General features: G+C 31.5%; 6 protein-coding genes and 2 pseudogenes. 2 read left to right on the top strand and 6 right to left on the bottom strand.

Annotated features, from left to right (window positions below; genetic code table 11):
• Positions 1–143: 143 nt before the first annotated feature.
• Positions 144–398: pseudogene (locus COL05_RS31790) on the bottom strand (RNA-guided endonuclease TnpB family protein); the annotation flags it as partial.
• 812 nt (positions 399–1210) lie between these two features.
• Between COL05_RS31790 and COL05_RS09135 the strand changes: the two are divergent.
• Together COL05_RS09135 and COL05_RS09130 are read left to right on the top strand one after the other, a co-directional pair.
• Complete coding sequence (locus COL05_RS09135; protein ID WP_098668374.1) at positions 1211–2440, top strand: helix-turn-helix domain-containing protein; 1230 nt, start codon at positions 1211–1213, stop codon at positions 2438–2440.
• A 493-nt stretch (positions 2441–2933) separates the two neighbouring features.
• Positions 2934–4163 (top strand): helix-turn-helix domain-containing protein, encoded by a 1230-nt coding sequence (locus COL05_RS09130; RefSeq protein WP_098668373.1) that lies wholly within the window; start codon positions 2934–2936, stop codon positions 4161–4163.
• 241 nt (positions 4164–4404) lie between these two features.
• Here the strand turns inward: COL05_RS09130 and COL05_RS09125 are convergent, their stop codons facing one another.
• The 5 genes and pseudogenes from COL05_RS09125 to COL05_RS09105 all read right to left on the bottom strand — a co-directional run bounded on the left by COL05_RS09125 (position 4405) and on the right by COL05_RS09105 (position 13582).
• Positions 4405–5241 (bottom strand): class C sortase, encoded by an 837-nt coding sequence (locus COL05_RS09125; protein ID WP_098668372.1) that lies wholly within the window; start codon positions 5239–5241, stop codon positions 4405–4407.
• Positions 5242–5329: 88 nt separating this feature from the next.
• Positions 5330–6994, bottom strand: a complete 1665-nt coding sequence (locus tag COL05_RS09120; protein ID WP_098668371.1) for a SpaH/EbpB family LPXTG-anchored major pilin — start codon at positions 6992–6994, stop codon at positions 5330–5332.
• A gap of 24 nt (positions 6995–7018) precedes the next feature.
• Positions 7019–10465 (bottom strand): isopeptide-forming domain-containing fimbrial protein, encoded by a 3447-nt coding sequence (locus tag COL05_RS09115; protein WP_257152549.1) that lies wholly within the window; start codon positions 10463–10465, stop codon positions 7019–7021.
• A gap of 585 nt (positions 10466–11050) precedes the next feature.
• A pseudogene (locus COL05_RS09110) lies at positions 11051–11194 on the bottom strand (IS4 family transposase); the annotation flags it as partial.
• Positions 11195–11380: 186 nt separating this feature from the next.
• Positions 11381–13582 carry a M60 family metallopeptidase gene (locus COL05_RS09105; protein WP_098668370.1) on the bottom strand — a complete coding sequence of 734 codons (2202 nt, stop codon included), beginning with the start codon at positions 13580–13582 and terminating at the stop codon, positions 11381–11383.
• Positions 13583–13873 lie beyond the last annotated feature (291 nt).

Below are 13873 nucleotides of genomic sequence, written 5' to 3'. Positions count from 1 at the left end.
TAAATTAACTCTGAATTCATAATCTATAATTTGCAAATATAACATCCATCTTATTTTTGCGTTTTATAAACTATTCTATATATATTTTGTTGTTTGATTGTTTACGTGACCAAGTGTTCTATAAAATTATATAGATCCGTATTTCCTTGTTCTTGTAGCTTATATGTTAAAAAATGTAACAAGCATCCTCCAATCATTATCTACTACGTTCTTACCAAAGTGAAGTGCGCGCACCACTCCTTTCATATGTAAGTCTCCGATTACTATAACATCAAAATTCATAGCTAATTTTTTAGACTTATAATGAAGAAAATTCTTACATTGATTTGCAACCCTTTCATACAACTTAGCGGCCAAATGTTTTGTTTATTCCAACAAACAGAGCCTTTCACATGCTGGAGCTAGGAGACTTCTTTCGGATAATGTGTTAAATATCTACTAACCTTATGATTATTTCCTTCTATTTTATGTACTAAATATTGATAAGTTTCATAATATTAAACAGCATTCATGTCCTAAATTTCAACTGCTTGATGATTCTAAACACAATTATTTATTCTAAAATTCATCTGAAAATTAAATTTAAATTAAAATTATTATCAAAAAAGTGCAACACTTATAAAGATGTTACTATAAACAAAGAAATTACTATAGTAGACTAAATATGTGATGAGATTACAACTATCAAATAATTTCTAATCTTCTCTATCAAAGTTACACTTTATAGTGCTAAATTTACAATAATCTTTGTTAGAACAACTAATTTAACTACAAAGTCCCTAAACAATTTGTTGCCTGAAAAAAATTAAAATACCATATGACATCTTTTGTATAAAGGAAATTACTCTTTACTGGATAGCGATATAAGAAAACTTAGCGAATAAAGAGTTTGAAAGGAAAAATCTTAGTTAATTGCTATACATTAAGCGTATTATCTAAAAATATGGTATCCTTCAATATAATTTAATGAGACTGATATAGTTTCTTTTGAATCGCGTATAGAAAAATATAAAATTCGATTTTCTAAATACTTAAATCATATCTTAAAATCTTAAAAAAATATAAATGTTCAATAAATCGAATACCATTTATATCCGTGATTTTCTACATTTAATCGTTGTTATTTCTCCTTATGAAACTATATCCTGCATGTTCTAACCAAGATACCCCTTTTATCCGTAAAAATATTTCAAGTTTAGAAGGTGATATTATGCATACAGACACTGATATAAAATATCTTTCTTATTTAATACATCAATCATTTTCAGTTCCCATCTTTTTTATATCTGAAGATTACAAAATTTTATTTGAATATAGTTCTATTGATATACATAATCCATTTTACCCATGTAAAGAAGCGTACTTAAGTGAACTTTATCAACATAATGATCCAAATAATTTCCCTATTATTCGTACTAATCCTTATCAAGAGCAATTTATCTTGATTCATATAATAGATCATGTATATGGAAAAGGAACTCTTATTATTGGCCCTACTACATATACAAGCTTATCTAGGGATATAATAATTAAATTAACAAAAGAATTTCATCCAAGCAGCGAAATAGAAGATATAATAGCGTATTTTCAGTCTATACCAATGATCAAAAAACTTACTTTGGTTGATATAGGAATTTTATTTCATTACTTAATGTTTAAACAAAAATTAGACATAGGACATTTCTGGGAACAGAATAAATTATTAAATGAAACGGATTATTCTTTTCCAAATCCTGACTTGTATATTTCATCAAGAAGACAAAATAATTTAAACTTGTACGATATAACATTAGAAAAACAATTTTTTACAGCCATTAAAGAAGGAAATAAAGAAAAAGTACTAGAACATCTATATGCTTCTTCTCTAGATAAGACTATTACTCTTTCAAAAGTAAGTAAGCTAAGAGACAAAAAAAATCATGGTATTGTTCTGATGACTTTAGCTTCCCAATATGCAATTGAAGGAAATCTTCCATCAGAAATTGCTTTTTCACTAAGTACTTTATATATACAGATTCTTGATCAATTAGATAATATAGAATCCGTAGATCGATTAATAGAAGAGGCTTTATGTAAAATTGCCGATCGAGTAAAAGAATACAATAATCATAAGTATTCCAAAACTATAGTTACCTGCTTAGATTATATTTCTAAAAATATTTACAATAAAATCACCTTAAGTATTGTTGCAAAAAGGATGAAATTAAATGCCAGTTACTTATCTAATTTATTCAAAAAAGAGGTCGGTATTTCCTTAAGCGAACATATACAAAAAGAGCGTGTAGAAGAAGCAAAGAAATTATTAACTTTAACTACATATACTTTAGTTGATATTTGTACATGGTTAAATTTTAATGATCAGAGCTACTTTACAAAAGTATTTAAAAAATTTACTAATATGACACCGAAACAATATCGTGAAAAGTATACTGTATTATAGTGAAAACTGAGAGACTCTTTTCTTAGTTAATCATAGTATCATAACTAGGAAAAGGGTTTTTAGTTATAGGTGGTGATTCTTTCCTTTCTGCTAAATTTTTAAAAAGGAACATCTAGATTAGCTGCTATTTGTATAAAAAAAGGCTTCATTATTGGAGCACTCAAATGATATAAATAAATGAATTAAAACAAATAACAGACAATTAAAAGTATATAAATAAAAATTATAAAAATCTAGATTAGCGTAACATTGTGTTTTAGCAATATAAGAACCTTGTATCAAGTCTGCTTTCATGCATTTAAATAAAAGTTTTAATTTTTATAGAAACACGTTTATTTTCCCCTGTATTTCAACCATAGAAAAAATAATTCCCCAAACTCCTTTGTACTTCCAGGAAGTAAATTTCAGTAAATTTATATGTATATTCACTTGACACCACAGATATTAGAGGTAATTATTTACTTATAATAAAAATTATTACAGGGGGATTATTATGGTCACATCCATTGATTTAAAATACGTCTGCCATCTTATACATCAATCATTTTTAATACCAATTCATTTTTTAACTACAAATAATCATATTTTATTTGAATATAATGATTATAAGGAATGTAATCCACTTTACTCTTGCAAAGAAGATTATCTAGATATATCCTATGAAAAAAATACACTAGATAATTTTCCTATTCTCAAGACCAATCGTTGTCTAGAAAATTTTATTTTCTTTCGTATAGATAATCAAGAATTTATAAAAGGAACTTTAATTATAGGACCTTCTATAGAAAAAAAAATATCACAAGATATGGTTATGCAGCTTGTCCACATATTTAATTCCAATCTCACAATAAAAGATATCACTACTTACTTTGATTCTGTACCTGTATATAATAAACTTCTATTCATTCATATAGGTCTTTTGCTTCATTACATGATTTTTAATGAAAAATTAGATATGCATACCTTTTGGGAAAAAAATAAACTACTAAATGAATCATCCTATCCACTTCTAGACCCTGACATATATATTTCAACAAAAAGGCAAAATCATTCTAATGACTACAATATAGCATTAGAAGAACAGTTTTTCTCAGCAATTACAGAAGGAAATAAAGAAAAGCTCATAAAATACGCCTACTCCTTTCCACAAGAAGATGCGGGTATATCATCCCAAACAAATCAACTAAGAAACCAGAAAAATAATGGAATTATTGCTATTACGTTGGCTACTCGATATGCAATCAAGGGGAATCTTCCTTCTGAAGTTGCCTTTTCACTTAGTGACCTTTATATACAAAAGATTGAACAATTAGATAACATATATGCTGTAAACCGGCTAATCGAGGAGGCTTTATGTACATTTGCAGATTCTGTGAAAGAATATAATGAAAAACAATATTCTAAGAAGATAAATATGTGTTTAGATTATATCGCTAGAAATATTTATAATGATATCACTGTTAATGCTCTTGCAAATTATTTACAAATGAATTCCAGTTACCTATCAGATATCTTTAAAAAAGAAGTTGGTATTACATTAAAGCAGTATATCCAAAGAGAGCGAATAGAAGAGGCAAAAAGGATATTAACCTTGTCACAATATCCTGTTTCTACAATTTGTCATATGTTAAATTTTCATGATCAAAGTTATTTTATAAAAGTTTTCAAAAAATTTACAAGTATGACTCCTAAGCATTACCGTGAAAAACACACTGTACTTTGAAATCCTCCCACTTCACAACCTTACGTCCTGTTTGAAGTGAGAGTTTCCTGCTGAAATGGATACTAATACATTTTCAAAAGCATTAAAATATCACAATTTCCCTCCCAGGAAACTGAGAGGGTCAATTTTTATTAATATATCTTATTAAAATCCGTTCATTCCTTCCTATTCCCCCATATTAAAATTAAAAACCCTCTTTAATTAGCTGTTTTCATTTCTCTTGTCTAATCTTATGTTACTGTTATGGACCTTCTTTGATTGATTCCTCCTTCCTTCTTTTCATTAAGATTAAGGCCACAGCAATAAGCAGAATACTGATTGCTGCAATGATCTCCCAATATTCTAAAATAGGAGATTCCGAACGATTTTCTCTTGGTTCCTCTTTTCCTGCTACTTCATATGGGATTCGATGCCCTCTCACTAACAATCGATGCGTATTTACACCATACGGTGTACAAGTCAGTAATGTGGTGTAATCCTGGTCATCTACAATATGTAAATCCTCTGTTTCACTTGGTAATACCACTTTAATTTGATCTACTTGATACGCGAGAATCCTACCTAAAGAGTGAATATAAAATACATCAGACTCCTTCATTTTATCTAAATCTGTAAACAATAGCGCTGAAGGTAGGCCTCGATGCCCAGTTAATACAGCATGTGTTCCTTTTCCACCTACGGGTAAGGAGGATTTATCTAAATGTCCTACACCGCGGCTTAATACTTCCTCAGAAGTTCCTTGATAGATAGGTAGTTTCACCTTAATTTTGGGGATTTCCACATATCCCATCACATCCCCTATGTTGAGTGCATCCGCATAGGATTTACCACCAATCTTATCTTTTTCTGCAAATGGATCAGCAAATGTTTGAGTAGAACCTTGTACTCGTTTATTATATTCCTTTGCTTCCTTTTCTCTGCGTTCAAGCTCACCCTTTTGAAGAGCTTTTACTTTGGCATCATAAGAACTAACTTGTGAGTAATGTGTTTGAGTTGCGAACCAGTTGCTGATTGTTGGATATAAGAAAATTCCTAGCCCCAATACAAAAATACATCCAAAGATAATATTTCGTCTCATAGTAACTCCTTCATCTATTAAAATATGAAAAAGAGGAAAGCATTCGCTCCTCCCCTTTTTACATCAAATATTATAATTTTGTAGAGACTTATTGATTTACAGCTTTTCTTCTCATAAAGATAAACACTGCTGCAGCCATTAATAAAAGACCTACTACAGTAAAGAGAACTGTTCCCATACCACCTGTAGATGGTAAATTCCAACCACTCTTATTATTCTCTACAGTTAATTTGATTGTTTGATGATCTGCATCAATTTTGACATCAATTGGGTCTTTTAATAATTGGTAAGACCCTGTTGTACCATCTTCTTTTGTATAAATAGGTGCTTTTGTTTCAACAATTTGGTATTCTCCATAAGGAATGTTATTCCAGTGAATCACACCATTTGCATCTGATACACCTTTTACTTCTTTACCTTCTACCACAACTACTTTACCGTCTTTGTCACGTAATTCAAATTCTGCACCTTGCAATGTTTTTTTATTATCTTCACCATCAACCTTTGTTAAAGCAATGTTACCTGATGTTGGAACTACGATAACTGGTATTGTTTCTTTTTCTTTCGTTACATCATGGTTATTTGTAAAATCAATTTTTGCTGTATTTGGGATTTCTGTTCCAGCTGGGACCCCTTCTTTAATTTGTGATGTAATTTGTAAATGTAATTGTTTTTTACCATCTAATTTTGAGAAATCTTTCACTGTAGCTGTTACTTTTTGCCCATCTACAACCACTTCTACTATACTTGCATCTACTTCTACACCATCAATTTTTACAACTGGTTTACCTTGAATCACCAATCGGTTATCTAATGTGTCTGTTACAACATAGTTTTTATAATCTTTAATATCCTCTGGAATTAACGTTTTAATATCATATGTGTAATCTTTCTTTGGATTAGTCGGTAACGTTTCTAAGTCCCCATTAATTTTTTTATCAATTTCTGGTTCCTCATAGTTTTTTACCTTTACTTCTACAACAACACCAGATTTAATTGATCCATCAGGGCTAATAGTACCTGATTCTTTAATGAAAAATTCATATTTTGTTGGATCTAAAACATATCCAGTCGGTGCTTTTGTTTCTTGGAAGTAGTACTTACCATATGCTAATCCTTGTACACGAATTTTACCATCCGTACCTGTTACTAGATTCTTTTGAATTTCTGTACCATCTTCTTTAAATAATGAGAATTCTGCACCCGCTAGTGTCTTATCCTTTGCACCTGTTTTTGTTAATTCCACAGCACCGCGTTTAATTTCATTCTTTGGATAAATATGAACATCATAGTTTAATATGTCGCCATTTGCACTTGTCATTGGGATATCCACTGTATACGTATTTGGATTTAAGTTTACATGTGGTGGTCCTGCAATTTCCTTTACTTCATAACGTCCTAAAGGTAAGTCTTTAAATACAGCTTCACCTTTTTCATTTGTTGTTAACTGAATTGGTTTCGCATTATCTACAGGTTTTACATTTTCCTTTACAATCTTTCCATCACTTGTAATTTTCTCAAAAGAAGCAATTTGTTTAATCTCAAATGTTACGCCCGCTAATGGCTTGGCATCCGTAGGTACTTCTTGATCTGTTGAACCATTACTATTTAAACCCACATCTGGGGCTTTTTCTTGTTCATACTTATGAATTGTTAAAGAACCCTTATCTTTTGATGCTGCATTTACTAAAAAATTAGGTAATGCAGAAAACATTAATACAAATGCTAATAATATACTCAATAATTTTTTCATAGTTTTTTCTCCTTTGTAAAATTATTAATAACTCTTTCTTTTTCGGAAAAATACAATACATGCAATTATCATTAGTGTTACGCCAATTGCATAAAAGATTGTTGTTCCGATTCCGCCAGTCTCAGGTATATTCCAATCACTTTTTTCATTTGCTACTTGTATCTTTTGTATTGGAGTCTTGGATGTTATTTCTACCTCAATTGGATCTCTTAGTAGCATATATCCATTTGGCGCTTGTACCTCTTTAATTTTGTAAGTTCCAAATAATAATGGTCCAGAAATTGCTTTTCCATTTTTGTCAGTTGTTAAAATTCCAACCTCTTTACCATCTTTATCTAAAATTTGAAACACTGCATTTTCCAATTTTACATCTGAATTTTTCGCATCAACTTTTTCAAGCTCAACCTTCCCAATTGGTGGTATTACTTTTGCTTCATTAGAAGTTGTTGGAGTATTATCAAACAATAACTTTGCTTTGTTTGGAATTCCACCTTTTTCTACATACTTTGTAATTTCTTGAGTAGATGCTGTATCTGTAATTTTCGATTTGATGTACATTGTATATGTTTGTCCCGCTAAATACGCATAACTGTCATCTTTCTTTGGAAGTTCAATCACTATTTGCTTCGTTTTTTCATCAATTTTAGGTGTAACTTCGATTGCCTTTCCTTGTGCATCGACCAGTTTCACTTCTAAAATATCAAGAATATCTTCTAAATCATCTTGTAATACAACTTTCTCTAATTTTGCTGTATCATTTCCAAACTTGTAGTCTACATTCCAAGTAAACTCCTCATCTTTTCCTTGTAAAATTGCTTTTTCTACTTCTTTCTCATCTTGATCGGAGACCGTTTTGTTTACCTTTGGTTTTTCTGTTGGTGGTACGACTTTAGCTTCATTAGAGGCCGTAGGGTTATTATCAAGCAATAACTCTGCCTTGTTTGGTATCCCACTATTGGCGATATACTTTGCAATTTCTTCAGTAGAGGCCGTATCTGTAATCTTCGATTTGATGTACATTGTATATGTTTGTCCCGCCAAATACGCAAAACTGCCATCTTTCTTTGGAAGTTCAATCATTACTCGTTTAGTTTTCTCATCAATCTTAGGTGCAACTTCGATTGCCTTTCCTTGTGCATCGACCAGTTTTACTTCTAAAATATCTAGAATGTCTTCTAAATCATCTTGCAATACAACCTTTTCTAATTTCGCTGTATCATTTCCAAACTTGTAGTCTACATTCCAAGTAAACTCTTCCTCTTTTTCCTTTAAAATTGCTTTTTCTACTTCTTTTTCATCTTGGTCTGAAACCGTTTTGTTTACCTTCGGTTTTTCTGTCGGTGGTTTTACGTATACCTCATTAGAAGTTGTCGGTTTATGGTCTAATAAAAGTTCTGCTTTGTTTGGAATTCCATCCTTAGCAATGTATTTTGCGATTTCTTCATTTGATGTACTATCTGCAATTTTGGAGGTAATATGCATTGTATAAGTTTCATCTGTTAAATAGGCGTAACTTCCATCTTTTTTTGGAAGTTCTATCGTCACCTTTTTAGAAGTTTGATCAATCTTTGGTTCAACTTTTATTGTTTCACCTTTTTTATTAACAACTCTTACATCCACAATATCTAAAATATCTTCTAAATCATCTTGTAATACAATGGAATCATAAGCACTTGGGCTATTCCCAAATTCATATTTTACATTCCAAGTAAATTTTTCTTTTCTATCTAATAGAGTAGCTTTCTCCACATCAGTTTCATCCTGATCTGAAACTGTTTTTTTAACTTTCGGTTCTTCAATCGGTGGAGTTACTGTAACTTTATTAGATTCTAATGGCTTGTCATCTAATATCATCTGCGCTGTGTTCGGAATACCACCTTTTGAGATAAACTGTTTTAATACTTCGATGTTTGTTCCTGATTTAATCTTTGCTGTGATAGTTAATTTATATTGTTGTCCTGCCAGATAATCATAGGATCCATCTTTTTTTGGAATTTTGTAGACAACACTAGATTTTTCTTTGTCTATCACAGGTTTTACTGCAACTTCATCGCCATTCTTATTTATCAATTTTGTATCAAGAATATCTAAAATATCCTCTAAATCATCCTGCAAAACAACCTCATGATTTTTTGCTACATCGTATCCAAAATTAAAATTCACATCATATGTAAATTTTTCATCCAAAGCCTTTAACGATGCTTCCTCTACCAACTTTTCATCTGAATCTGAAACTTTTTTTGTTATATCAGTTGAACAATTAGATGCATTAGGATTACCTTGTGCCTTTACAATGGGAATTTCAAACTTCTCATCATATGAGATAAAATAGCCTCCAGCAACATTAAACTCATTTAATTGAGGTGCTGTCTCTTTCACCTTATAAGTAATTGTGTAATTCCCTTCTGGTTGTCCTTCTAAATCCCAAGTAATTTGATTATTTTTGATCACAGGTTTTGTAGTCATTCCATTTGGCCCGGATACTTTAACATCATCTACTTGCAGATTTTTATCAATATCTAAAATCATTTTATCTTTTTCTTTTTTTGTTACTTGAGTTACTGTTTCAATTAATTTTTTTGAGAACTCTTCGATATTATTTGACAATACAAACCATTCTGGTTTCGTTGCCATACTTTCTAGTATATTCCTTGAATATGGACCAACTTCAAGATCGTATTTATCATAATATTGATCTGCAGCTGCTAAGGTTTCTTTATTTTCCCAAAAAGCAGTGACTAATTTATATCCTTTGTTTTTTATGCTTAGACCTTTTTCCTTAACCTCGCCTAAAGCTCCCTTGTAATCTTGCGCATACTCAGAAGACAAAGCTCGTCCTGACCAATCCCTTACTTGATTTGACAGTTTATGAATATATCCATCTGTTTGAACATTTGCAACCCCATCTGTGACAAGTAAGAAGATAGTTTCACGATTTGGATCATCTGCCCCTTTTTGTTTTTCATATTGCTCTAAAGCAAATTGTAAACCACTGGCAGTTGGGGTACCGCTATTGGGATTAATTCTATCAATACCTTGCTTTGCTGCCCCTAGATTATGGGTTAATCCAGATTGTAAAATTGTTTTGATTCCTGTCCCACTATTGTTTAATAATTGACCATATATCCCTTTAAACCCCTTATAATCTTGATAACTTGTCACCATAACACGATCATTTTGTGGATCTAATTGGTCTACAATTTTTTTCAATGCGCTTTTTACACTTCCTATAGAACCTTTAAAACTACCACTAGCATCTTGCACAATAACAAAATCTACTTTCTTTTTATTAAGTGGCCACTGGAAATTTATTTGTCCTTCATGTTCCCTCAAACACATACTAGCTGTTTCTTTTGTTTGTAATTTATGATCTATGTTTTTGACAGGTGATGCAGCTAAAGAGATTAATCCTGGTGAAAATAACTGTAAGAATAAGAGAATTGTTAAAAATATTGATATATTTTTTTTCATCACTGTTCCTCCTTTGCCCTCCTTTTCATTGGAATACGTTCTGTATAGAAATGACCTGTAAGTAACAAAGAAAAATGAAACATCTCCTTTCTACCATGTGCTAAATTTAGACAAATGTTACTTACTTCATAAAATATTAAGAATTTAACTAGATAATTTATGGTAAATTTTATGGATTTATGGTGTTTTTTAATTTTTTCCAGTCGTTAAATGTAATATTTTATATAAATAAGAGTTTTTATAAGATTTAAAGGGATTTAGTGAAATAAGATGTAATATGGAGGTACAAACCATTTATGAAGGAAACATGATGATAATTGTATTAACATGAAAAATTTTATTTTTACTTTATATACTGCTTTTCAAATTAAACTGTATGATTTGTCCATTTTCACAAAAATGTTTTAGTAAATTCATATTAATATACAAAAAACAGCAGACCTTAATTGAACCGCTCCCCAATTGATAGACACGGTCTAACCATTGGAGGTGCATTTTTTATGGCTAAATTTTCTTCAAAAGAAAAAATCCAAGTGTTGTAACGGTAATTAGATGGTACAGAAAGTGGATACTTTTTTATAAAGAAATTGCTTCAGTTCTATATCTATGTAATACACACTGTAGAAATAAAACAGCACATCGATTAAAATGTTGATTAAGTCCTTCTGAACTCATAAGAGTAGCTGTATTTGCATAAAGCTGCCTACATAATCGAGTAATAGAATCGCTGTAGTTCTTTAGCGAACAAATGAAACTCATCTCCAATCGATAAATTCATACAAAAACGCCATCCTTTCTGTATATTTCTACAAAAAGAATAGCGTTTTTTGTTTTATGAATTCACTTTTTTAGCTTGATAGCGAAGTGCTATACTTCTCACTCATTTGAAGAACCCCCAGCCATTTGTGTTAACGATTAATATCCCCAAATGTCTACTTCAGCTGCTGAGGCAAATCCATTCTGTCCGTTCGTTACTTCTACTTTTACATATTTTGCAGTAACAGGATTAAATGTTGCCGTTTTCTTATCACTATTATTTCCCCATGTTCCTGATGATACTTTGTCATATTTAACGCCATCTATACTCGTATAAATATTGTAGCCTAAAATGCGGCCGTTCTCTGACCCGTCTTGTCTTGGAAGATAGTCTACTTTTGAAATTGTTTGATTTTTATCAAGTTCCAATGTTAAATTGTATGGATATTGATTTGGTGTCCAACTGCTATGCCAAAATGTATCTGTTTTCCCATCAATTGCTTTACTAGCTGACCCACTTGATTCCTCACTATTTGCACTTGCTTTCATCGTACTTTTAGGCAATACGTATGGTTTAACAGATGGAGAATCCGTTAGAATATCTACTTCAGCTGCTGAGGCAAATCCATTCTGTCCATTCGTTACTTCTACTTTTACATATTTTGCAGTAACAGGATTAAAGGTTGCATTTTTCTTTTCACTATTATTTTCCCATGTTCCTGATGATATTTTGTCATACTTAACTCCATCTACACTTGTATAAATATTGTAAGTTAAAATACGACCATTTTCTGACCCATCTTGCCTTGGAAGATAAGCCAATTGTGAAATGGTACGTGTATCACCAAGTTCTAGTGTCAAATTGTAAGGATATTGATTTGGTGTCCAACTACTATGCCAAAATGTATCTGTTTTTCCATCTATCGCCTTACTAGCTGAGCCCGGTGATTCCTCACTATTTGCACTTGCCTTCATTATTTTTTTAGACAATACAGCAAGTGGTTTTACAGGTTTAGCATCCGTCGCTTCCCATATAGGTGCAATTAATATTGGGTTATTTAAAGCTTCTACTTTTTGTCTTGTTTCTTGGGTTGCCTGCAATCCCCACTGATCAAAAAATGGAATTAAATTTTGTTTTGCTATTTTCGATGTATTGTAAATAAATGCCTGTATTTTATCTTCGTCTGTTTTTGGAAGTTGCTCCTCTGGTAGCTCTCGATATAATTTGTGAAGGTTTGGATAAAAATCATCGCCATATGCCAAATGAAGCTGCCAAAGCATAACAAGTTTTACAAACGCGTCGTCAATATTATTATATTCTTTATTCGTTTGTTTTAAATACGCAAAGGCTCTATTATAATCTCCTTCTGTTTCTAAACGTGTTGGTTTGTTTGGATATACCTTCTTGTCTGCAGCTAAAGAATATAGATTAACAGTTACTTCACCCATCCCACTTCCATTACCCCACGTCCATGGATGCTGTTGTCTTGCATGTCCCGCTTCATGCATTTGTCCCCACCCAAAATCATTTACATTTAAAGTGCTTTTGATTGCTTCACCAGCAGTCGTAAAAACGGCTCCATCCAAACCTGCATACATGCCCCAACTTTTTGCATTAGGGTTTTCTACAAAGGCCCAAATACGACGAGTTGGCTGATGTAAAGGATTAAAGTCTGTTTCAGATAATCCTGATATCTTATCTTCTGCTTCAATCATTTTATCGTATTTTTCTAATAGAGGAATAGGATCTTGATTCATAATATATTTATTGGCACTATCACGAGTTACGGTAAGTACTGCTTTCTTTGACTTTAGTTGAACAGCATGTGCATCTGGATATTTGTTCATCATGATAATCCAGTCTTCTTTCGTGTGCTTCCCTAATTCAAAGAACGGAACGGGACTACCACCTTGTGTTACTTTCACCTTAACTGTTCCTGTATCTTGATAGTTATCCAATCCTAGTAAGCCGCCGTTTGGAGAAGAGATGGTATTAGAACCAGGAGAAAGATCAATTTCTTTTCCCCATTCTTTATCATATTGATGTGTCCCAATAATCGCTCTAATCTTTTGTGTTCCTGATACTGTAATTGTAACCTGTTCATTTGGTTTTACATAAATTCCTGTTGGTAAATAATTTTTTTGATTACCTCTTCTTTCTCTGTTTGCTTCATTCCAATAACTCCCTGTTGCTGGAAGGTCGAACTCCCGCTGTTCAAATTGAGTTGCAGTCTGTACAGTTTCAGCATGTACATCTAAATTGTTTGACATAATAGGTGCAAATAACGTGGTTGCTAAAATAACGGATGTCGCAAGCACTTTTATTGGCTTTTGTAACCTGCCGTTCTTTTTTCTATTCATATAAATCAATCCTTTCTCATTCCCGTTTTTTTAATAAATATTTTAGATGAATTAAGATATCACCTGTATAAAATATACATTTTTTAGAAAAAAAAAAATATTGAGAAAAAATTGTTTTAAGGACTTTTTAATAGAGGGATAATTTGATTTTGACTATGGACTTTAAAGAAAGAATGTTTTCTATTTTAATAATCTAGTTTGTTTAAAAGTAATAATGATTTTTACTCTTAGAGGAAGTTAGTATTCTTAAGTGGTAGATATGGGGTACCGTCACACATCCATCAACTTAAG

Origin of the sequence: Bacillus sp. AFS059628 (genome assembly GCF_002571225.1) — a bacterium.
In the GTDB taxonomy this organism is placed as follows: Bacteria; Bacillota; Bacilli; order Bacillales; family Bacillaceae_G; genus Bacillus_A.
The sequence above is the reverse complement of the archived record's forward strand: the minus strand, read 5'-3'. Positions and strand labels throughout refer to the sequence as shown.